Source organism: Gordonia sp. 11cp (genome assembly GCF_057767225.1).
On the sequence record NZ_CM173437.1, the window covers coordinates 3671308 to 3693083 of the forward strand.

Below are 21776 nucleotides of genomic sequence, written 5' to 3' on the forward strand. Positions count from 1 at the left end.
GAACTACTTCAGCTCGAGCAGTACCGTGCCCTGGGTGACCGCGGCGCCGGCCTCGATGGTGAGGCCGGTGACGACGCCGTCCTTGTGGGCGGTGACCGGGTTTTCCATCTTCATGGCCTCGAGCACGACGACCAGATCGCCGGCGGCGACTTCCTGGCCCTCTTCGACGGCGACCTTGACGACGGTGCCCTGCATGGGAGCGGCCACGGCGTCACCGGAGACGGCTGCGCCGCCACCCTTCTTGCGCGACCGTGCCTTCGGCTTCTTGCGGACGACGCCGTTGGCCGATCCGCCACCGCCGCCGAGCGCGAGATCGCCGGGCAGCGACACCTCGACGCGACGGCCGCCGACCTCGACGACGACGTTCTGCCGCGGCGCGGCCTCGTCCTCTTCGATGGGCTCGCCACCGGTGTACGGCTCGATCGGGTTCTCCCAATCGGTCTCGATCCACTTGGTGTAGACGTCGAACTTCTCGCCGTCGCCGATGAAGGCGGGGTTGGAGACGATGTGCCGATGGAACGGGATGACCGTTGCCAGGCCCTCGACCTGGAACTCGGCGAGTGCGCGCCGCGAACGTTCGAGAGCCTGCTCGCGGGTCTCGCCGGTGACGATCAGCTTGGCCAGCATCGAGTCGAACTGTCCGCCGATGACGTCGCCCTCGACGACACCGGAGTCGACGCGCACGCCGGGGCCGGTCGGCTCCTTGTAGACCGAGATCGGTCCGGGGGCGGGCAGGAAGTTGCGGCCCGCGTCCTCGCCGTTGATCCGGAACTCGAAGGCGTGACCGCGCGGCGTCGGGTCCTCGGTGAACTCCAGCTTCTCGCCGTTGGCGATGCGGAACTGCTGACGCACGAGGTCGATGCCCGCGGTCTCCTCGGTGACCGGGTGCTCGACCTGCAGGCGGGTGTTGACCTCGAGGAACGAGACCAGTCCGTCGCTGCCGACCAGGAACTCGACGGTGCCGGCGCCGTAGTAACCGGCCTCGCGGCAGATGGCCTTGGCCGACTCGTGGATCTTGGTGCGCTGCTCGGCGGTGAGGAACGGCGCGGGCGCCTCCTCGACCAGCTTCTGGAAGCGACGCTGCAGCGAGCAGTCGCGAGTGCCGGCGACGATGACGTTGCCGTGCTGGTCGGCGATGACCTGGGCCTCCACGTGGCGCGCCTTGTCCAGGTAGCGCTCGACGAAGCACTCGCCGCGACCGAACGCCGCAACGGCCTCGCGGGTGGCCGACTCGAACAGGTGCGGGATCTCCTCGATGGTGTACGCGACCTTCATGCCGCGTCCGCCGCCGCCGAATGCCGCCTTGATGGCGACCGGCACGCCGTGCTCCTTGGCGAACGCGACGACCTCGTCGGCATTCTTCACCGGGTCCTTGGTGCCAGGGGCCATCGGGGCGTCGGCCTTGAGTGCGATGTGACGCGCGGTGACCTTGTCGCCCAGGTCGCGGATCGACTGCGGTGACGGGCCGATCCAGATGAGCCCGGCGTCGATGACGGCCTGCGCGAAGTCGCCGTTCTCCGACAGGAAGCCGTAGCCGGGATGGATCGCGTCCGCACCGGACTTCTTGGCTGCGTCGAGGATCTTGTCGAAGACCAGGTACGACTCCGCCGAGGTCTGCCCGCCCAGTGCGAAAGCCTCGTCGGCGAGCTTGACGAACAGCGCGTTCGCGTCGGGCTCGGCGTAGACGGCGACGCTCGCGATGCCTGCATCCCGGGCGGCGCGGATCACGCGGACAGCGATCTCGCCGCGGTTGGCGATGAGGACCTTGCTGATTGCGGACGGGGTGTTCGCAGAGGTACTGGGCACTTGTTCTCCTGGGCCTTACTCGTACTCGGTGCTCACGACGCGGTAGCGCACGCGACACGGTTGTCGGACGTCGGTCAAGTCTGGTGGTACGCCGTCACCGGCCGGGATGCGGACGGCGAGGGCGCTGCGACACCTTCGAGGTGCAGGTGTCGCGACCTTCCGGGCAATACCCTAGCCCACCGAGCAATCGTTCGGTGGAGCCCTGGGTCACAACGCCGGAGAGAATGTGCTCGCATCACCGAGGCTGCGGATCAGTTGGGCGAAACCGTGCAGGTAGGCATGGACAGGACCAGCGGAAGCGTCGATGTCGGGAGGGGGATCGCGTTGGTCGCCCGGGTCGGTAAATGTGATGATTCCCTCATGTTGGGCCTCCAGCACGTTCCCGGACGGCGGGTGCGCGGCAGCCGTGCTGCCCGCCAGGACGCCCCGGTCGGGGACGTCGGTCGCCGAGGATTCGACGCCCAGATCGTGCAGCGGCGACTCCCAGGGGAATCGGGCGGAGTACCGCAGCCCCGACGGCGTTCGGTTGATCCAGATGTACACCTCGTCGGGCGAGTAGCTGTGACTTCGGATCACTTTCGCGCGCCCCGCGTCGGCGGCACCCGCCCCCGGTGCGTAGCGGGTGTCGATGAACGAGATCACGAAGCGGGGGCCACCCTCGTGACCGATCAGGTCCGCCACCCGTAGGAAGGGCAGCGAGGCGCCCTGGCGTCCGCGTTTGAGCGCGGCGGTCGACCGGGCGACGGTCTGATCGAACGTCGGTGAGTCGGACATGTCCACACAGAACGGGGCGACCCCCACGAACCAGCCGAGTGAGGTCAGCCAGCGGGCATCGTCGCGGGTGTGCCGCGGCAGCACACAGCGGAACTCCCGATCACCGGTCAGCTCGTGGTGGACCACCGCGAAGGCCGCGAGCACCCCGGCGGTCAGTGTCCCGCCGGCCTCGGAGCAGATCGCGGTGAACCGATTGGCCGTCGCGTCGTCGGCGATCACACCCCACAGCGACTCCTGAGGCTGCGAGGCGTCGTCGACGGGATCGTCGGCGGTCGGCGCCGTGGGCGCGGTCGTGTGCAGACCGGGCATGTCCCCGTTCCCGGCAGCCAGGAACTCCGACCACAGGCCGACGGCCGGGTGGTCGCTGCCGGTCTGGTCGGCGTCCCGGCGTTCCTCGGCGCTGAAGTCGACATAGCTGCCGACCTCGGGCAGGTTCGCGCCGCGGTGCTCTCGTGCCGCCCGGTACATCGACACCAGCTCCTGCTGCGCCATGATCAACGAGTACCCGTCCACCAACGAGTGGTCGGCGGCGAAGAGCAGGGTGAACGACCGTTCGCGACCGACCGTCGCGAACCGATACGCCGGCCAGTGCAGCGGCGCGGTCGCACGATCGAACGACCCCGCCAGCTGCTCGACGAGGGGACCGGATTCGGAGTACCAGCCGACTCGGCCCATCTTGAGTTTCACCGTGCCGGGCGCGGTGGTGAGTCGCTGCAGACCGGATCCCTTGATCACCACGTGACTCCGCAGCACCTCGTGCCGGTCGATCCACTGGGTCAGCACCGACCGGATCGCCGGGATCGACAGCGGCTCGTCGAACTCGATGCTCAGCCCGAGCCACGCCTCGCGTCCACCCTCGCGACGGGTGCGGACCCGGTAGTCGAACGCGGAGCGGAGATGCTGCTCGTGGTTGTGTGAGGTCAGACGAGCGTCGTAGTCCCAGTTGCCCAGCCCGCCCGGCACATACGGCGTCCACTCGACGAGACCGCCGGGAGCGATGGGTTCGTCGCGGATCTGGATGAACTTCATGCCCCGGACAGGTCGGGGACCTGGGCGCGCACCTGGGCCTTGATCCGGCCCAGCATGCCCGCCATACCTCTCAGACGCAGCGGACTCACCGCGCTCCCGAGTCCGAGGTCGTAGTAGAAATCCGATGGCACGTCGAGGATCTCGCGCGCTGACGCGGTGTCGAGCCCCTGGTGCAGGATCGCCGCGAAACCGCGCGTCGTCGGCGCCTCGCGCGGAGCGCTGAAGTACAACCGCACCGACGACGGGTCGCCGGCGTCGACCGACAGGAACACCGGGGACTGGCACTCGGGTACCGGTTCCATCGCATCCTGCTCGAGATGCGCCGGCAGGTCCGGCAATTCGCCGGCGAACTCGAGCAGGAGCGTGATCTTGTCGGAATCGCCGAGGGCGCCGAAGTCGTCGACGATCTCGGCCAGGGCTGGGGGCAGACTCATCGTGCGGTCGGGCTCACTCGGTGCCGGGGACGGCGCCCGGCTCGTCGCCGACGGCGATCGGGACCCGCACGGCGTTGCCCCACTCGGTCCACGAGCCGTCGTAGTTGCGGACCGCGGTGTGTCCCAGCAGGTGTGTCAGCACGAACCAGGTGTGGCTCGACCGTTCGCCGATGCGGCAGTAGGCGATCGTGGGTGTCTGCGGATCGAGATCCGCATAGATCTCGTCGAGTTCGGCCCGACTGCGGAAGCGGCCGTCGGGCGCCGCGGACTTCGCCCACGGGATCGAGATGGCGGTGGGGATGTGCCCGCCGCGCAACGCGCCCTCCTCCGGGTAGTCCGGCATGTGGGTGCGCTCGCCGGTGTACTCCTGCGGCGAGCGGACGTCGACCAGCGGTTCGGTGCCCAGAGCCTCCAGGACCTGGGGTGCGAACGCGCGGATCTTGGCGTCGTCGCGCTCGACGACCGGGTAGTCCGACCGGGGGTAGTCGGGGACGTCGAAGGAGGTGTCGCGGTCCTCGGCCATCCAGGCATCGCGCCCGCCGTCGAGGAGGCGCACGTCCTCGTGACCGAACAAGGTGAACACCCACAGCGCGTAGGCGGCCCACCAGTTGCTCTTGTCGCCGTAGATGACGACGGTGTCGTCCCGCTCGATTCCCTTGCTGCGCATCAACTCCGCGAACTGCTCGCCGTTGATGTAGTCGCGCGTGACCGGATCGTTGAGGTGCAGATGCCAGTCGATCTTCTGGGCCGTCGGGATGTGGCCGATGTCGTAGAGCAGCACATCCTCGTCGGACTCGATGATCTTGAGTCCCTTGGCGCCGAGATGCGCCGACAGCCACTGTGTCGTCACCAGCCGTTCGGGGTGGGCGTATTCGGCGAAGGCCGGATTCGGGTCGGTGTCAACGCTCACGGTGCTCTCCAGCTCGCTGTTCGGACGTTCCGCGTGGATCACGCGCGGACCATCTGCGGTCCCGCTGATAAAGCGTAGGGCATCGGCCGGAGCGTGCTTCGATCAGACGACAAACCGCAGGTGAAGCGGGTCATCGCCTGCTAGGTTCGCCGAATGATCGATCGACGCGGCCCCCTCGCGATGCGGTGGGCGGTCTCCTTGGCCGTCGTGGCGGCACTGACCGTCGGGAGCGGATGCTCGCTGATCCCGTCCGACGATTCGGGGCAGGCTCCCGCCTCGTCCGCGTCGACGAGCGCCACGCCGAGCCCGACGCCGTCGCGCTCGCCGGACACCTCTGGATCGGATTCCGCCGGACCGGGCGACCCGGCCCAGTGCCGCCCCGACGACTGCCCGAAGCTGCCGACGCCGACCGCGGAACTCATGACGAGCGGGGTGAACCCGGCCAACGTCGACACCGCGGTCCCCGAGTACCTCACGACCCTCCTCGACGACCTCGACCAGACATGGGGCGGTTGGTTCGACGAACTCGGCTGGGGCGATCCCGCGCCCGGCCGGGTCCTCATCGAATCCGGCACCTCGTTCACCACCGAATGCATTGTCGGTGACGAGGATTCGAGTCCGGTACCGATTCCCTCCGACGAGGCGAACGCGTTCTTCTGCGGTGTGGACACCGAACCCAACGGCCAGGGCACCCCGACCGAGGGAAGCGTCGTCTTGCCGGTCGAGACCTTCGCGGCGATCTGGGACGGCAACGTCTTCGGGGTGCCGTCGCCGATCGTCGGGGACTTCACCGCGGCGATCGTGGTCGCGCACGAGTACGGCCACAACATCGTGTTCCGGATGGCCGAGGCCTTCGACATCCCGGACAGTCGACTCCCGGCAGGCAAGAACAGCGAACTGATCGCGGACTGCCTGGCCGCGAACTGGGGTGCGACCGCCTATCAGCGGGATGCGCTCGGCGCCAAGGAGATCCTGCAGGTCGCGAGTCTGTTGCCGATCATCGGCGACACCGGCGGCGCTTCCGGGCACGGATCGGCACGCGAACGCGCGGTGGCCCTGACGGTGGGGCTCACCGGCCCGCAGTTCAACCGCCAGGGACAGCCCGTGGACTGCATCGAGAGGTACTGGCCGGAGTTCTTCGAGGTGGAGTGACGGTCAGTGCTGCCAGAAGTCGGTGACCGACAGGCCGACGTCTCGCAAAAGGGTGCGGACCAGCGGCAGGCCGATGCCGATGACCGACGACGGGTCGCCCTCGATGCGTTCGACCAGCCAGCCGCCGAGGCCGTCGAGCGTGAAGGCGCCGGCGACCTGCAGCGGTTCGCCGCTGGCGACGTACCGGTGGATCACGTCGTCGTCCGCATCGGCGAAATGGATGGTCGTGGAACTGGTCCCGCCGGCGGTGTCGGGGCGGTCCAGCCGGATCAGGTGGTGTCCGGTCAGCAGGGCCGCGCTACGGCCACGCATGTCCGACCACTGCGCGACAGCGCGTTCGGGTGTGTGCGGCTTGCCCAGGAGCTGATCACCCAGATGGAGCATCGAGTCACAGCCGATGACCGCCACCGGGTTGCCGGAGCCGGCGAGCTCGGCGATCTCCGGAAGTGCCGCGACGGCCTCTGCCTTGGCCCGGGCCAGTTCGGCGACGACCACGTCTGCCGCCGTGGAGTCGGGGAGCGAGGCGAGGAGCGCATCCTCGTCGACGTCCGACACACGCACGACCGGCTCGACACCCGCCGCCCGCAGGATGCGGAGCCGAGCGGGGGAGGCCGAGCCGAGGACGAAGATCGGGCCGGAGGAACCCGGCCCGATCTCAGATGGAGGCGTCACAGTCAGTAGCGCAGGTTGGTGAAACTCCCCGGACCGCCCCACTGAGGACGCAGCCGGTCGATCGGCCGGCCCCAGTCGTTGCGCGTCGCGGGCTCGGAGCCACCGCCGCCCGAGCCGGCGCCGGCGAGGACGGTCACCAGCACCGCGAGGTCCTCGTCGGTCGGATTGCCGCCGACGACGGTGAGGAACGGACGCTCGGACTTCGAGTCTTCGCTCACGGGATTCTCGCTCTCGGGATTACCGGCTGATGTCACAGGGGGATGTTGCCGTGCTTCTTGGGCGGCAGGTTGACCATCTTGCGCTCGAGCAGCTTGAGTGCGGTGGCGATCTGGCCGCGGGTGTGGCTCGGCGGGATCACGGCGTCGACGTATCCGCGGGCGGCCGCGACATACGGATTGACCAGCGTGTCCTCGTACTCCTCCTGCAGCTGCAGGCGCAGCGCGTCGACGTCCTCGCCCTTGGCGGCGGCGTCCTTGAGCTGGCTGCGGTAGACGAACCCGACCGCACCGGAGGCGCCCATGACCGCGATCTGGGCGGTCGGCCACGCGAGGTTGACGTCGGCACCCATGTGCTTGGAGCCCATGACGTCGTACGCGCCGCCGTAGGCCTTGCGGGTGATGACCGTGATCTTGCCGACCGTCGCCTCGCCGTAGGCGTAGAGCAGCTTGGCGCCGCGTCGGATGATGCCCCGGTACTCCTGGTCGGTTCCGGGCAGGAAGCCGGGGACGTCGACCAGGGTGACGATCGGGATGTTGAAGGCGTCGCAGGTCCGGACGAACCGCGCGGCCTTCTCCGAGGCGTCGATGTCGAGGCAGCCGGCGAACTGGGTCGGTTGGTTGGCGACGATGCCGACGCTGCGGCCGTCGACGCGCCCGTAGCCGACGATGATGTTGGTCGCGTACTCTGCCTGGACCTCGAGGAACTCGTCGTCGTCGAGGATGCGACGGATGACCTCGTGCATGTCGTAGGGCTGGTTCGGCGAATCCGGGATCAGGGTGTCGAGCTCGAGATCCTCTTCGGTGAGGGTGTCCTCGATGGAACCGGCGGCAGGCTGCGCGACGGGCAGACGCGGCGCGTCGGCGCGGTTGTTGCTCGGCAGGTAGCTCAGGAGTTCCTTGACGTACTCCAGGGCGTCCTCTTCGTCGGAGGCGACGTAGTGGGCGGTGCCCGACTTCGACATGTGCGTGTGCGCACCGCCGAGCTCCTCCATGGTCACCTCTTCGCCGGTGACCGTCTTGATGACGTCCGGACCCGTGATGAACATCTGGCTGGTCTTGTCGACCATGACCACGAAGTCGGTGAGTGCGGGGGAGTACACGTGACCGCCGGCCGCGGCGCCCATGATCAGCGAGATCTGCGGGATGACGCCGGACGCGCGCACGTTGCGGTGGAAGATCTCGCCGTACAGACCCAGGGAGACCACGCCCTCCTGGATTCGGGCACCGGCGCCGTCGTTGATGCCGATCAACGGCCGACCGGTCTTGATCGCGAGATCCATGACCTTGACGATCTTCTCGCCGTAGACCTCGCCGAGGCTGCCGCCGAAGACGGTGGAATCCTGCGAGAAGACGCAGACCTCGCGGCCGTCGATGGTGCCGTAACCCGAGACGACACCGTCGCCGAGCGGGCGGCGTTCGGCGAGCCCGAAGTTGGTGCTGCGGTGCCGGGCGAGGGCGTCGAGCTCGACGAACGATCCCTCGTCGAGCAGGTGCGTGATGCGCTCCCGCGCGGTCAGCTTGCCCTTCGCGTGGGTCTTCTCGACGGCGGCCTCACCCACCGGGTGCTTCGTCTCGTCGAGACGATTGCGCAGATCGGCGAGCTTTCCCGCCGTGGTGTGTATGTCGGGAGCGGCGGCGTCGTCGCGCGAAGCAGTGGTCATGACTGACGATGCTAACTACCCAGGTGTGAGCCAAGTCAACCGGATCAACGTGAGATATCCCTCAGGTTTCCGAGCGATCGGTCGGTGGGGTGGCCGCATCTCGTCGAAACAGGCGGTACCCGACCGTGTCACCGCGGCGGACAGTAGGTTCGTTGTCCATGACTCTCGACGCAGATCTGCTCCGCACCCGTCTCGCCGGCACCCGCTGGGACCGGATCGAGGTGGTCGAGTCGACCGGCTCGACGAACGCCGACCTGGTGTCGCGGGCAGCCACCGAGAGCATCGGCGGCACCGTGCGGATCACCACCGACCAGACCGCCGGGCGCGGTCGCCACGCCCGGACGTGGACGGCGCCAGCCGGGACGCAGCTGGCCATGTCGGCGGCGATCGACGTCGCCGACCACACCGAGGACCTGGGCTGGCTGTCGCTGCTGGCCGGTCTCGCCGCGGTGCAGGGCGTCGACGAGGCGGTGGGAGTGCGTCCGACGCTCAAGTGGCCTAACGACGTCCTGATCGACGGCAAGAAGGTCGCCGGGATTCTCTCGGAGTACACCCGTTCCGAGCACGCCCCGTCCGGGCCGGGAGGAGTGGCGGTGATCGGCACCGGACTCAACACCACGATGGCGGCGGATCAGCTGCCGGTCCCGACCGCGACCTCGCTCCGGCTGGCGACCGGCCGCGAGGTACCGCTGACCGAGCTCGCCGCGTCGTACCTGCGGGCCCTGTCGGACCTGCTCGACCTCTGGCCGCACGATCTGGACGGGCTGGCAGCGCGGTACCGCGACAGCAGCGACACCATCGGCCGCCGTGTGCGGCTGGTCCTGCCCGGCGATCGTGAGGTCATCGGCACCGCGACCGGTGTCGACCACTCCGGCCGGATCGTCGTCGACGCCGACGGTCAGCAGGTGGTGGCCGCCGCTGGCGACGTCACCCATCTGCGGCCGGAGTGACTTCGACTCGGCTCGTCGACCTCGACGCGCTCCTTCGTCGCTTGCTCGGCCCGACGGCTGCGCTCCTCGCCGGCTCAGCCGGCGGTGGACTGCAGGCTCTTGCCCGCCATGGCCGGGATGATCGTCAGCGACGGGAGACCGATCACCAGGTGCACGATCGCGGTCTCGATGCCCACTGAGATCTGGTTGTAGGTCAGGATCGGGATCAGCACCGCCGCCACGAGCAGCAGGCCGACGATCCACCGGTAGAACTGGTCAGGCGACGGCGTGATGAGGTGCAGGACGTACCAGAGCGCACCGGCGGCGAGCGCGCACAGGAAGCCGACGACGCCGAACCAGAGTTCGCTGGCGGCCACCGGGTTCCACACGCCGAGCTTGCCCGACTCGTTCACCTTCTCGACGAACGCGGAGATGATCCAGGCCACCAGCCAGGCGGCCAGACCGGTCACCACACCGGTCATGACCACGCCGCCGGCGAACGTGACGGGGTTGATGTCCGGACCACGACGAGGTTTCGCCGGCCGGCCCTGCTCGTAGGCGCCCTGGTTGTAGCCGGCCTGGTTGTAGCCGGCCTGGCCCGCGTACGGATCGGCCGCGTACGGATCTCTCGCATACGGGTCGTTCTGACTGCTGTAGGCCCGTGACTCGGGGGTGTAGCCGGACTCGTAGCGCGCGGTCCGAGGGTCACGGGGATCCTGGTAGCTCATGGCGTTCTCCTCGCCGGCCGGTTCTCGAAGCCGATGGTCGGATCCGGTGTCGGTCGGATCAGGTGTGTGGGCCTGGCATGCTCAACTGCACGTCGACGGCGGTCGTCTGCGTGCAGTCTACTCAGGCCCGGCCGCGATCCGGAGGCGTCCGTGCCGCGTTTACGCGGGTGGGCCCCGGTGGGGCCGGTGCCGTTTATGCTGAGCCGCATGGCCTATCCGCGGGAGAACCTGGCACCGGGTGAGCGTGTCGTCCTCCATCGACATCCGCACTGGAAGTGCCTGTTGGGGCCGTTTCTGCTGTTCGCGATCGTGACCGCCGCCGCGGGCGTACTACTCGGCGTCATCACCTCGTCGTCGTTGCGGTCGACACCGCAGACCGTCCTGCTCATCGTCGTCGCGGTGGTCTGGGCGGCCGGCTTCTGCTGGTACTTCATTCGCCCGTTGTTGGCTTGGAAGACAACGCATTTCGTGCTCACCGACCGACGGGTGATGTTTCGCAACGGCATCGTCACCCGGTCGGGGATCGACATCCCGATCCGTCGGATCAACACCGTCGAGTTCCGGCACGGCCTCGTCGACCGGATGCTGCGCACCGGCACCCTGGTCATCGAATCGGCATCCGACGAGCCGCTGTCCTTCGACGACATCCCGCAGGTGGAGAGGGTGCATGCGCTGCTCTACCACGAGGTGCTCGACGTGCACGACGACGAAGATCATCCGTGGGAGGGACGCCGGCGCGACTCCTATGACCAGCCCGGCGCCGGTACCGCTCCCACCGGGGACCGGTCCGATCGCGGGGGGCGTGACCGATGACCACCGTGTTGCTCGCCGAGGACGACGCCGCGATCGCCGAGCCGCTCGCGCGGGCGCTGACGCGCGAGGGCTACGGCTGCGAAGTCGTCTCGACCGGCGCCGACGCCCTCGAGAAGGCCCTGGACACCCGCTACGAGTTGCTCATCCTCGACCTCGGACTGCCGGTCCTCGACGGCCTGGAGGTGTGCCGGCGGGTGCGCGCCCAACGTCCCGCGCTGGCCGTGCTGATGCTGACCGCGCGCACCGACGAGGTGGACTTCGTGGTCGGACTCGATGCCGGTGCCGACGACTACGTCGGCAAACCGTTCCGCCTGGCCGAACTGTTGGCCCGGGTGCGCGCCCTGCTGCGGCGTCGCCAGCCCGGCGACGTGGTGCTCGAGGGCGGTGCCCTGCGCCTGGACGCACGCGCGCGGCGAGTCCTGGTGAACGGGCACGATCTCACCCTCGCGAACCGGGAGTTCGACCTCCTGCGCTTCCTGATGGAACGCGCCGGTGAGGTGGTGACGCGGGAGGAGATCCTCACCGAGGTGTGGGGTTCGGCCGACCTGCGGTCGTCGAAGACCCTCGACATGCACATCTCCTGGTTGCGCCGGAAGATCGGCGACGACCGCCACGATCGTCCTCGCCACATCGTGACCGTGCGCGGCGTCGGCTTCCGCTTCGACTCGTAGCAGTCATGCGCCGTCGCCTGCTCACCACCACGATCGCCGTCCTGCTGGCGGTCGGTGGTCTGCTGGGTATCCCGCTGAGCGTCGTCGCGTGGTGGTGGGTGGCCGAGAACGCGCATCAAGACCTCGACAACCGGCTCAAGATCGTCGCCGACCAGCTGATCCGGCAGGAGGGTGCCGACGGCCGGATCCCGCCGGAATCGCTCGACCGCGACGCCTTCGAGCTGCTGCTACCGCCGAACGGCCGCCTGACGGTCACCTTCCCCGACCCCACCGGGACCCCGCAGCGCACGGTCGTGGGTGCCGAGATCGACGGTTCACGCCTGTCGGAGTCGATCGCGCTGGGTGCCGCGGGCACACTGACCCTGTCGATACCGCGGGACGAGGTGCGCAACGACCAGTTCACCGCGGCCTCGATCGTCGCCATCATCGTCGTCGCGTCCGTCATCGGCGGCACTGTGGTCGCCGCGGTCACCGCAGGACGGATCGTCGACCCCCTCACCGACCTCGCGAACCGTGCCGCGACCATGGGCCGGGGCGATTTCCGGACGCAGTGGAAGATGTACGGCATCGCCGAACTCGACCGGGTCTCGCGGGCGCTGGCCGACGCGAACGCCGAACTCGCCCTGCGTCTCGAACGCGAGCGGGAGGTCGCCGGCGACGCCTCGCACCAGCTCCGCAGCCGCCTCACCGCGATCCAGCTGCGTCTGGAGGAACTCACCCTGCACGACGATCCGGCCGTGGTCACCGAAGCCGAGGCAGCGCTCGATCAGATAGAACGGCTCGCCTGCGAGCTCGACGACCTGGTCGAGGCATCACGCGCCGACGAGCCCGCCCCGGTGTTCGTGGACGTGTCGGGCATGCTCACCACCCTGGTCGGGGACTTCCGGCAGGTCTTCGAGGCGCGGGGTCGCGAGCTGGTCGTCACCTTCGACGGCGTGCCGCATGCGTTGACCTCCAACCCGGGCCGGCTCCGGGAGGCGGTCAGCGTGCTCGTCGACAACGCGCTGCATCACGGCCGCGGGACCTGCCGGATCCACGTGGGCACACTGCCCGCGGGCGACCTGGTGCGCATCACCGTCGCGGACGAGGGCGACGGGGTGGCCGACGAGATCGCCGCCCACATCTTCCGCCGGGGCTTCTCCGGCGGCGGCCGGCCGGGTGCGGGCCGCAGCGGGGTCGGACTCTCCCTGGCCCGGGCGCTCATCGAATCCGACGGGGGGAGGCTCGAACTCACCGTCCGCCGGCCCCCGGTCTTCGCGATCGTCGTGCCCGCCCGGCTGGTCACCGGACGCGAGCACTTCGGCACCGACCGCGGCGACACCGAACTCGCCGTCGGCATCGACGAGAAGTCAGGCCGGTCCGCCGACTCCGGCGTCAGGCGTGACCGAGTTCCTCATCGTTGAGTTCGGCGAGCGAGGGATGCAGGTCGGTGGACCCCGCGTCGCCTCCGCGGAGCTGCTCCTCGGGAAACGCGAACTTGCGCAGCGCCCAGAACCGGAACGCCATCTGCATCAGATTGCCGATGATGTAGCCGAGCACGAAGTCGATGATCACGATCTCGGACACGCTGAGGTTGGAGCGCATGTCGAAGACGTTGTTGGCGACGAACAGCGGTGCCGCCTGCAGGATCACGCCGATGCCGCTGATGGCGAAGAACAGCATCGCCTCGTGGTGCCGCTCGCGGCCGCCGCGGTTCTTGAACGCCCACTCGCGATTGAGTACGTAGCTCAGGATCGTGGCCAGGACGCCGGCGATGACCTTGGCGATCACCGGTTTCGTCTCGAGGACCGTGAGGCTCAGGCTGTAGAAGATCGCGAGGTCGAAGACGAAGGTGGTGCCGCCGACCATCGCGAACTTGATCAGTTCGTGGTGCCGCATCACGAGCCGACGAGCCGGCGCTGGGAGGCGGGCGATCATCTCGTCGATCAATGGCACAAGATCCGAGTGTACGAAACGACAACCGCCGGGCACTTCCTGGGCGGTTGTGCGAATGACGCCGACCACATGCCACGATGGTTCGCGTGAATCCACGCGAGCAGGTCGACGGCGCCGTGGCCCCGTCGTCGCAGGTGCCGCCGGTGCCCGACACCGGACGCGCGAACGGCGGGTCGTCGGGGATGCCGACCGTCACCATGATCGGCGGCGGCCAGCTCGCTCGGATGACCCATCAGGCGGCCATCGCCCTCGGCCAGTGCCTGCGCGTGCTGGCCGCCTCGGAGGCCGATCCGGCGGCACAGGTCAGTGCCGACATCGTCCTCGGGTCCCACGACGACCTCGATGACCTGCGCCGCGCCGCGGCCGGGTCGGTCGCCCTGACCTTCGACCATGAAGGCGTCCCGCTGGAGCATCTCCGCGCGCTCGAAGCCGAAGGCGTCGCCGTGCTCCCGCCGCCGGCCGCTCTGCATTTTGCGCAGGACAAGCTCGCGATGCGTGTCCGGCTGGCCGAACTCGGCCTGCCGGTGCCCGATTTCGCCGACCTGTCCGGAGATCGCGCGGCGGCCCGCTCACGGCTGATCGAGTTCGGCGAGGCCAACGACTGGGCCATCGTCGTGAAGGCGGTGCGCGGAGGCTACGACGGACGCGGTGTGTGGCTCGTCGACGGTGCGCAGGACGCACTCGCCGTCTTCGACGACCATCCCGAGGACGCGCCGGCGCTGCTCGCCGAACAGAAGGTGCCGATGCGGCGCGAGCTCTCGGCGATGATCGCCCGGTCGCCATTCGGCCAGGGCGGGGCGTGGCCGGTGGTCGAGACCATCCAGCGCAACGGTCAATGCGCCGTCGTCCTGGCGCCCGCACCCGGGCTCGACGACGAGGTCGCCGCCCGCGCACAGCAGATGGCGCTGCGACTGGCAGACGAGCTCGGCGTGGTCGGTGTGATGGCGATGGAACTCTTCGAGACCGTGGACGGCGAGCTGGTCGTCAACGAGCTGGCGATGCGTCCGCACAACAGCGGGCACTGGACGATGGACGGGGCGGTGACCTCGCAGTTCGAGCAGCACCTTCGCGCGGTCCTCGACTATCCGCTCGGCAGCACGGTGCCGAGTGCACCGATGACCGTGATGGCCAACATCCTCGGTGCACCGGACGCGCCGGCGATGTCGATGGACGAGCGGCTGCACCATCTGATGGCCCGGATGCCCGAGGCCAAGGTGCACCTCTACGGCAAGGGCGAGCGACCCGATCGCAAGATCGGGCATGTGAACATCGTGGGGCGCGAAGGGGATTCGCCGGAATCGGTACGCGAACGCGCCGAGCGGGCGGCCCAGTGGATGTCGCGGGCGACGTGGACCGACGGATGGGATGAACATTCATGAGTGAGACACACGGCCCGCGGGTGGGCCTGATCATGGGCAGCGATTCGGACTGGCCGACGATGAAGGCAGCCGCCGAGGCGCTCGCCGAGTTCGACGTGCCGTTCCAGGTGGGTGTCGTCTCGGCGCACCGCACGCCGCAGCGCATGCTCGACTACGCGGCCGGTGCCGCCGACCACGGCATCGAGGTGATCATCGCGGGAGCCGGTGGCGCAGCTCATCTTCCGGGTATGGTCGCCTCCGCGACCCCGTTGCCGGTGATCGGCGTGCCGGTACCGCTGCGGCACCTCGACGGACTGGATTCACTGCTGTCGATCGTGCAGATGCCCGCCGGTGTCCCGGTGGCGACCGTCTCGGTCGGTGGGGCCCGCAACGCCGGTCTGCTCGCGGTTCGTATCCTCGCGGCCGCCGACCCAGGGCTGCGCGCCCGGATGGTCGAGTTCCAGCAGGGGCTCGAACAGATGGTTCTCGACAAGGATGCGGCGCTGCAGCAGGAATTGCTGGGGGAGTAGGACTCTCGTCGCGGTCAGGCCGTCGGCTGCAGGCCGAGTTTCTCGGTGAAGAAGGCGATGACCCGGTCGTAGGCCTCTCGCGTGGGTTGTCCCGGTTCGTCGCGCAGGTCCTCGGTGAGCACCGAATGTGGCCGCGGCAGCATCGAATCCGGGTTCGCGGACTCATCGGGTAGTTCGATGCCGATGAAGGCGTCACCGAGGAGTTCCCGCAGATGAGCGAATCGGGCCTCCGGCACGAGCCGGTCGCCTCGGAAACGAAGACCCATCACCTCCAGACCCCGCGCGCAACGCGCTTGCACCAGAGCGAGATCCGACTCGCTCACGTCGATGGCGCGGGCGCGTCCGGGTAGCACCGCGAACGGCAGCGAGGGCTGGGACAACACCGGTGCGAGCATGCGGTCGTCGGTCGCCATCGCGAGCGCGAACCCGCCGGTGAAGCACATCCCGACCGCGCCGACCCCGGGCCCGCCGCACCGGTCGTGCTCGCGGGCGGCCAGCGCTCGCAACCACGACGCGACCGGGGATGTCTTGCCGGAGGCGAGGATGGTGAACTCGCGGGTGATGCACGCCCGGGCGATGGTGGTGAGCATGTTCGTCGCCGATCCGACGACGCCGAGATTCTCCGGACGCGGGTCGCGACCGTCGACACCGAACAACGAGGGGAGCACCGCGGTGGCCCCGGCGCCGGCGATGCGGCGACCGACGTCGGCGACCTTGGGACTGATTCCCGGCATCTCGGCGATGACGATGACCGCTGGGCCACTACCGAGGCGATGCACTCGGCGGGTCGTCCCGCACAGCGTCACGTCCTCGGCGTCGAAGTCGTCGAGTGGATCGTCGGCCATGCGATCACGCCCGGTGCAGGGTGCCGAGGAGTGCGGACTCGAACAGCCGTGCCGGGATGCGTGCACCACGCGCGATGTCCGGCGAGTCCGAGGGCACCACCCGCGGACCCGTCACCCGGTAGTGCCGGTTCTTCCGGATCAGTCCGAAGCTGCCCGCGGCCTGCACGTTGCGGACCCAGTCGGTGTGCCGCCCGTAGGTGAGGATGATCGTGAGCCGGTCGCCGTCGACCCACGCGAGCACCGGGATGGAGTAGTGCCGACCGGACTTGCGGCCGACGTGCTCGACCATCGCGTACGGGGCCACGCGGGGTGCCCATTGTCGCTGGATCGGGTTCGTCACTCGCTTGTTGAGGCGGGCCACCGCGCGGGGGATTCGCATGTCCCCACTGTGCCCGATCGGCGGCGCGCCCGCCGGGGTTCACGACAGGATCAGCGTGGCCTTCTCCATCTCGGCGATCGCCGAGATCCGCTCCGGCGAGGCCGCCGTGACGTGGACCAGACTGCCGCCCACCAGGAATGGTGCCAGGAGATGGTCGATCACCCGATCGGCCGTGTGCCACGGCCGGGTGGACAACACACGGGCGCCGGGACCGAGGCCGTCGCGCTCGGCGGTCGCCCGCGCGGCGGCCAGTACCGCGGTGGTCGGCTCTCCCTCGACCGCTGCCGATGCCGGCCCGCGGGAGAAGAACTGGTCGCCGTGGACGCGGACGACGCTGCCGTAGTCGCCGACGCCCGGCGGCAGATCACGCAGCGGCAGGGCGAACGGATCCAGCGAGGCGACCACGACCTCGTCGGCGTCCGGGTGATCGTCGAGACGATCACGGCTGGTGAACAAGACCAGCGGGGTGTCGTCGTCGATGTCGAGGTGTACGTCGGCGCCTGCCCAGAGGGCGCCGAGCAGAATGCCCGCGGTCTGCCAGTGATCGGGTAGATCGACCGCGACGATGTCGCCCTCGACCACGCCGATCTCGTCGCGAAGATAGTTCGCGGTCTTGGCCGCCCAGTTGCCGAGGGTGGCGCCGGAGAGTTCGGTGCGCTCGCCGGTCGCGTCGTCGTAATAGGTCAGCAGCGGACGCGAATGATCGGCGACCGCAGCGAAGATCGCATCGGTGACGGTGTTCAGTTCACGCACATCGGCCCCTCGTTGCCCGCCGTGATCGGCGGACGCTTGTTGCCGACGCGCTCGCTCGCCGGGGTGTTGTCGGTCTGGTCGCCGGTGTCGCTGATCGAGCCCGGCCCGGCATAGGTGTTGGTGAGCACGACCTTGAACCGGTCGTCGGCCAGCGCGGGATCCGCCACGACCCGGGCGCCGCCCAGATCCTTCGCGAGAACCCGCGCCGCCTCGTTGTCGTCCTTGGCGTAGACGATGGAGTCTCTCGTGTCGGCCTTGCCGCTCGAGGTGGCACCGACCCGGAACCCCTTGTTGGTCAGGATGTTCGCCACGTTCGAGGCGAGGCCGTCGATGGTGCCGGCGTTGACCACGTCGACCGTGTAGTCGCCGCGCTGGATTCCCTTCGACTCCTTCGGAGCCAGCAGGTCCCCGGTGAACGTCTGGACCTCGCGCGGGTCCACCTCCACGACGCTCTGCTGTCCGTCCTCACTCCAGCCCTGTTCGGTCACGATCGGGATGGTGGCGAACTTGACCCGGCCGCCGCTGAGATCCTTGAGCTGCTCGGCGAACCGGATGATGTCCCAGTCGTCGTCGATGACCACCGAACGCGAGACCGCGTTCTGCAACTCCGACAGCTTGCCCGGATCGGTGAGGGTGCCCGCGGAGAGGATCTTCTGGGTCAGCGACGCCATGAACGCCTGCTGGCGTGTGATGCGGTCCAGGTCGCCGCGGGGGAGTCCGTGCCGCTGGCGCACGAAGCTCAGTGCCTTGGGGCCGTTCAGTGTCTGGCGGCCGGCCTTGAACCGCGCGCCACTGTAGGGATCGCGGACCGCGTCGTTCAGGCAGACGTCGATGCCGCCGGCCGCGTTGGTCAGCAGCACGAAACCCAGCAGACCGACCTCCGCGTAGTGGTCCACCTGCACACCGGTCAGGTTGGCGACCGTGTCCACCAACGCTTTCCGGCCCGCGAGCGTGCCCTCGGACTCGGCCTCGCCCTCCGACCTGCCCTCACCGACCGCCCGGGCGCGGACGCTTTCGCGGGTCGTGCCGTAGGCGGCGTTGATCTTGCTCATCCCGATACCGGGCACGTCGACGTAGGAGTCGCGGGGGATCGAGATCGCGGTCGCCGACGAGCCGTCGTCGGGGATGCGGATCAGCAGGATGGTGTCGGTGTTGGTCGCGACCTCGTCGCCCGAGCGCAGGAGCCGGAGCTCCTCCGGGGAGAGCGGGTTGCCCTTCGCATCGGTTCGCGAGTCGGTGCCCACGAGAAGGATGTCGACGGCACCGTCTTCGGCGCCGCCGAGGTCGAGTCCGCCGAGCTGGGTGATACGGGTCTGCAGATCCGACATGGTGTTCCACGCGTAGCCGGTGCACAACAGCACGGCCACGGATGCGACGGCGATGAGCGCACGGCCCCATCCCGCGCCCGACAGCCGGCCGCCTGTTCGCGGGGTGCCGCTCGGTGGGGTGGTCGGCGGGGTGGCCGGTGCGGCCGCCGTTGCCGCGGGCTTGGTCGGTGTCGCCACCGTCGCCGGATCACGACGGCGTCCGGGCTTCGGTCCGGCCTTCGGTCCGGCCTTCGGTCCGGCCTTCGGTTCGGCTGCCTGTGCGCGGGGTGCCGGCTTGCCCTTCTTCTTCGCGTTCGGGGCCGGACGGGTGTGGATCTCGCCGGAGGTCCGTCGGACGGGCCGCGGTTCACCGGGACGACGAGGGCGGGTCGGTGCGGGTTCCACCGACTCCGGTGCCGCGCGGCGATCGCCGGCCGCCCGTCGTGCCGGGTTGCGCGGATCGGCGGCCGCCCGGCGCCGGGGGTCGCGGGGATCGGCGGCGCGACGTCGCTGCTGTTCCGGCGGGGGTTGGCGGCGCGCGCGGGGTGGGGGAGAACCGGGTTCACCGGGGCGCGGTTCGGCGCCGCGGGGGAACCCGCGGCCATCGGGTCCACCGTCGTGCGGGGGCCGCGCCGGGCGTCGACGGGCACCCGGCTCGGGGCCCCGCCGGTCGCCGGGCATCGGCTGACGCCCGTCCGGACCCGGCCCCGCCGGACGGCGCGCCTGCGAACGCCGGCGCGGGCCGTCGGATGGTGAATCCACTGGTGAACAGTCCCTTTCGAGGTCGAGACGTCGCGTCGGAGCGTCGACGCGGCAACGGTTACGCCTGAGGATGTCGATGCTGATGTGCAGGACGAGTCAGGTGTTGTGTGCTCTCGTCAGGCTACTGAAGTGATTCCGAAATTCGAGAACGCAACGCCGGGCGGGTGAGTAGCCGTCGTCACGTGTGCGGTCCGGGCGGAGTGGAGGACCTCACCCGGGTCCGGCACGATGGTGCCCATGCGTGTCACGCCGAGCAACCCCACCGTGTACATCGTCGGAGCCGGCGGGCAACTCGGAACCGCCCTGCAGGAGCGCGCGGCGCGAGTCGACGACACGCTCGTGCGGCCGCTCACCTCGGCCGACATCGACATCGCCGACCCGACCTCGGTGGCCGCCGCGCTCGGCGACCTCGCCGCCGACGACGTCGTGGTGAACTGTGCGGCCTACACCGACGTCGACGGGGCGGAGTCCGACGAGGAGGGCGCGCGCCGGGTCAACACCGCCGGACCCGAGATCCTCGCGGCCCGGACCGCCGAGGCCGGCGCGTGGCTCATCCACGTCTCGACCGACTACGTGTTCCCGGGGACCGCCGAGGCGGAGTCGCCGAAGGGCGCGGGCGGCGGATACGAGCCCGGCGACGTGAGCGGAACACCGGCCACCGTGTACGGCCGCACCAAACTCGACGGCGAACGCGCGGCGCTGGCGGCCGACCCGCGGGCCACCGTCGTGCGCACGGCGTGGGTGTACACCGGCGGACCCGACAGCCGCGACTTCGTCGGCACGATGCGGCGGCTCGAGCAGTCACGGGAGACCGTGTCGGTCGTCGACGACCAGCTCGGGTCGCCCACCTATTCGCGCGATCTCGCCGACGGCCTCTGGGAACTGGTCGAGGGCGGAGCGCGTCCCGAGGTCGCCGGTGCGGTCCTGCATGCGACGAACTCGGGCAGTGCCACGTGGTTCGACGTCGCCCGAGGCGTCTTCGAGGAGATCGGGGCACAGCCCGACCGGGTCCTGCCCACCACGACCGCAGACTTCCCTCGCCCGGCGCCGCGTCCGGCCTACTCGGTGCTGTCCGGACAGTCGTGGGCGTCAGCCGGACTCACCCCGCTCCGCCCGTGGCGGCCCGCGCTGCACGCGGCGATCGCCGCGTCGGACGCCGGCACCCGTTCGTTACCCTGAGCGGCGTGCCAGTTCAGCCAGCCGTGGTGACGGTGACCTATTTCTCCGGCGATCACCTCGCGACCTTCCTGCGTAGTCTTGCCGCCGTCACCGACGTCATGCCGCAGGTCATCATCGCCGACAACGGTTCGGAGGACGGCGCGCCGGAACGGGCCGAGCAGGAGTACGACGCGGTGACCCTCGTCCGGACCGGCGGCAACATCGGATACGGCGGCGCGATGAACCGCGGGGTCGCCGAGGTCGACCCCGACGTCGAGTTCATCCTCATCTCCAACCCGGATGTCGAGTGGAAGCCGGGAGCCATCGAGGAGCTGATGGCCGCCGCGCAGCGCTGGCCGCGCGCGGGCTCGCTCGGTCCGCTGATCCGCGAGCCCGACGGCTCGATCTACCCGTCGGCTCGCCGGGTTCCCGACCTCGTGTCGGGCACCGGGCACGCGATCCTCGGCACCGTCTGGAAGTCCAATCCGTGGACCGCGGCCTACCGCGCCGACGACGAGACACCCTCGGAGCGTGCTGTGGGATGGCTCTCGGGATCCTGTCTGCTCGTGCGGCGTGAAGCCTTCGACGCCATCGGCGGATTCGACGCCCGCTACTTCATGTACATGGAGGACGTCGACCTCGGCGACCGGCTCGGCAAGGCGGGCTGGCAGAACGTGTACGTGCCCACCGCGGAGGTCGTACACACCAAGGGGCACAGCGCAGGTCGGCATCCGGAGAAGATGCTGCCGGCGCACCATCGCAGTGCCTACCGGTTCCAGGCCGACCGCAATCCCGGCCCGTGGCGGGCGCCGCTGCGCCTGGCGCTGCGCGTCGGTCTGGGCGTGCGGTCCCGGCTGGCCGTCCGTGCGGCGCGCCGCGCGTCGGCGAGCGAAAACAGCCGCTGAGTGCTGAAGTGAACACCGAATGCTGAAGTGAACACCAGTCACCTCGA

22 protein-coding genes are annotated in these 21776 nt (G+C 69.4%); 9 read left to right on the forward strand and 13 right to left on the reverse strand.

Annotation, left to right across the window (positions count from 1 at the left end):
* Positions 1-3: 3 nt before the first annotated feature.
* The 4 genes from AC3B6C_RS16430 to AC3B6C_RS16445 form a co-directional block, all read right to left on the reverse strand.
* Entirely contained in the window at positions 4-1806 is a 1803-nt protein-coding gene (locus tag AC3B6C_RS16430) for an acetyl/propionyl/methylcrotonyl-CoA carboxylase subunit alpha (protein ID WP_014926273.1), read from the reverse strand.
* Positions 1807-2013: 207 nt separating this feature from the next.
* The gene (locus AC3B6C_RS16435; RefSeq protein WP_488373484.1) at positions 2014-3609 is read right to left on the reverse strand and encodes a condensation domain-containing protein; all 1596 of its coding nucleotides are present in this window, start codon (positions 3607-3609) and stop codon (positions 2014-2016) included.
* Positions 3606-4043: a SufE family protein gene (locus AC3B6C_RS16440; RefSeq protein ID WP_010842891.1), complete on the reverse strand. Its 438-nt coding sequence runs from the start codon at positions 4041-4043 to the stop codon at positions 3606-3608. Before AC3B6C_RS16440 ends, AC3B6C_RS16435 begins: the two co-directional genes overlap by 4 nt.
* A gap of 13 nt (positions 4044-4056) precedes the next feature.
* A complete protein-coding gene (locus tag AC3B6C_RS16445; protein ID WP_010842892.1) occupies positions 4057-4953 on the reverse strand; it encodes a sulfurtransferase in 897 nt (298 codons plus the stop codon).
* A 153-nt stretch (positions 4954-5106) separates the two neighbouring features.
* On the opposite strand from AC3B6C_RS16445, the gene AC3B6C_RS16450 reads away from it, so the two are divergent.
* Positions 5107-6105 carry a neutral zinc metallopeptidase gene (locus AC3B6C_RS16450; RefSeq protein ID WP_488373485.1) on the forward strand — a complete coding sequence of 333 codons (999 nt, stop codon included), beginning with the start codon at positions 5107-5109 and terminating at the stop codon, positions 6103-6105.
* Between the two features lie 3 nt (positions 6106-6108).
* On the opposite strand, the gene AC3B6C_RS16455 is transcribed toward AC3B6C_RS16450, so the two are convergent.
* The 3 genes from AC3B6C_RS16455 to AC3B6C_RS16465 are packed head-to-tail and all read right to left on the reverse strand — an operon-like array spanning position 6109 to position 8656.
* Entirely contained in the window at positions 6109-6777 is a 669-nt protein-coding gene (locus tag AC3B6C_RS16455; protein WP_488373486.1) for a Maf family protein, read from the reverse strand.
* A gap of 2 nt (positions 6778-6779) precedes the next feature.
* On the reverse strand, positions 6780-6995 hold the full coding sequence (locus AC3B6C_RS16460; RefSeq protein WP_488373487.1) for an acyl-CoA carboxylase subunit epsilon: 216 nt from the start codon (positions 6993-6995) through the stop codon (positions 6780-6782).
* A gap of 32 nt (positions 6996-7027) precedes the next feature.
* The gene (locus AC3B6C_RS16465; protein WP_010842897.1) at positions 7028-8656 is read right to left on the reverse strand and encodes an acyl-CoA carboxylase subunit beta; all 1629 of its coding nucleotides are present in this window, start codon (positions 8654-8656) and stop codon (positions 7028-7030) included.
* 158 nt (positions 8657-8814) lie between these two features.
* Here AC3B6C_RS16465 and AC3B6C_RS16470 point away from each other — a divergent pair, with 158 nt between their 5' ends.
* Positions 8815-9606 carry a biotin--[acetyl-CoA-carboxylase] ligase gene (locus tag AC3B6C_RS16470; RefSeq protein ID WP_010842898.1) on the forward strand — a complete coding sequence of 264 codons (792 nt, stop codon included), beginning with the start codon at positions 8815-8817 and terminating at the stop codon, positions 9604-9606.
* 74 nt (positions 9607-9680) lie between these two features.
* Here AC3B6C_RS16470 and AC3B6C_RS16475 read toward each other — a convergent pair whose 3' ends face one another.
* On the reverse strand, positions 9681-10313 hold the full coding sequence (locus AC3B6C_RS16475; protein ID WP_488373489.1) for a hypothetical protein: 633 nt from the start codon (positions 10311-10313) through the stop codon (positions 9681-9683).
* A gap of 195 nt (positions 10314-10508) precedes the next feature.
* Here AC3B6C_RS16475 and AC3B6C_RS16480 point away from each other — a divergent pair, with 195 nt between their 5' ends.
* Genes AC3B6C_RS16480 through AC3B6C_RS16490 form a run of 3 tightly spaced genes read left to right on the forward strand, consistent with a single transcriptional unit; the run spans position 10509 to position 13200 of the window.
* Entirely contained in the window at positions 10509-11126 is a 618-nt protein-coding gene (locus tag AC3B6C_RS16480; RefSeq protein WP_488373490.1) for a PH domain-containing protein, read from the forward strand.
* Complete coding sequence (locus AC3B6C_RS16485; RefSeq protein ID WP_010842901.1) at positions 11123-11797, forward strand: response regulator transcription factor; 675 nt, start codon at positions 11123-11125, stop codon at positions 11795-11797. The genes AC3B6C_RS16480 and AC3B6C_RS16485 overlap by 4 nt, the downstream gene beginning before the upstream one ends.
* 5 nt (positions 11798-11802) lie before the next feature.
* Positions 11803-13200: a sensor histidine kinase gene (locus AC3B6C_RS16490; RefSeq protein WP_010842902.1), complete on the forward strand. Its 1398-nt coding sequence runs from the start codon at positions 11803-11805 to the stop codon at positions 13198-13200.
* On the opposite strand, the gene AC3B6C_RS16495 is transcribed toward AC3B6C_RS16490, so the two are convergent.
* A complete protein-coding gene (locus AC3B6C_RS16495; RefSeq protein ID WP_193363238.1) occupies positions 13172-13732 on the reverse strand; it encodes a GtrA family protein in 561 nt (186 codons plus the stop codon). The genes AC3B6C_RS16490 and AC3B6C_RS16495 overlap by 29 nt on opposite strands.
* Positions 13733-13809: 77 nt before the next feature.
* Here AC3B6C_RS16495 and AC3B6C_RS16500 point away from each other — a divergent pair, with 77 nt between their 5' ends.
* Together AC3B6C_RS16500 and purE are read left to right on the forward strand one after the other, a co-directional pair.
* Positions 13810-15111, forward strand: a complete 1302-nt coding sequence (locus tag AC3B6C_RS16500) for a 5-(carboxyamino)imidazole ribonucleotide synthase (protein WP_488373492.1) — start codon at positions 13810-13812, stop codon at positions 15109-15111.
* Positions 15108-15620, forward strand: coding sequence for a 5-(carboxyamino)imidazole ribonucleotide mutase (gene purE / locus AC3B6C_RS16505; RefSeq protein WP_010842905.1), 513 nt, complete (start codon positions 15108-15110; stop codon positions 15618-15620). The genes AC3B6C_RS16500 and purE overlap by 4 nt, the downstream gene beginning before the upstream one ends.
* A 14-nt stretch (positions 15621-15634) precedes the next feature.
* On the opposite strand, the gene AC3B6C_RS16510 is transcribed toward purE, so the two are convergent.
* Genes AC3B6C_RS16510 through AC3B6C_RS16525 form a run of 4 tightly spaced genes read right to left on the reverse strand, consistent with a single transcriptional unit; the run spans position 15635 to position 19666 of the window.
* Positions 15635-16465 carry a dienelactone hydrolase family protein gene (locus tag AC3B6C_RS16510; protein ID WP_010842906.1) on the reverse strand — a complete coding sequence of 277 codons (831 nt, stop codon included), beginning with the start codon at positions 16463-16465 and terminating at the stop codon, positions 15635-15637.
* Positions 16466-16469: 4 nt separating this feature from the next.
* Complete coding sequence (locus tag AC3B6C_RS16515) at positions 16470-16844, reverse strand: nitroreductase family deazaflavin-dependent oxidoreductase (RefSeq protein ID WP_014926286.1); 375 nt, start codon at positions 16842-16844, stop codon at positions 16470-16472.
* A gap of 39 nt (positions 16845-16883) precedes the next feature.
* Positions 16884-17597, reverse strand: a complete 714-nt coding sequence (locus AC3B6C_RS16520) for a TIGR03089 family protein (RefSeq protein WP_488373495.1) — start codon at positions 17595-17597, stop codon at positions 16884-16886.
* Positions 17585-19666 (reverse strand): LCP family protein, encoded by a 2082-nt coding sequence (locus AC3B6C_RS16525; protein ID WP_488373497.1) that lies wholly within the window; start codon positions 19664-19666, stop codon positions 17585-17587. Before AC3B6C_RS16525 ends, AC3B6C_RS16520 begins: the two co-directional genes overlap by 13 nt.
* 228 nt (positions 19667-19894) lie before the next feature.
* Here AC3B6C_RS16525 and rfbD point away from each other — a divergent pair, with 228 nt between their 5' ends.
* Entirely contained in the window at positions 19895-20845 is a 951-nt protein-coding gene (rfbD, locus tag AC3B6C_RS16530) for a dTDP-4-dehydrorhamnose reductase (protein WP_488373498.1), read from the forward strand.
* A gap of 5 nt (positions 20846-20850) precedes the next feature.
* A complete protein-coding gene (locus AC3B6C_RS16535; RefSeq protein ID WP_193363239.1) occupies positions 20851-21729 on the forward strand; it encodes a glycosyltransferase family 2 protein in 879 nt (292 codons plus the stop codon).
* Positions 21730-21776: the final 47 nt, after the last annotated feature.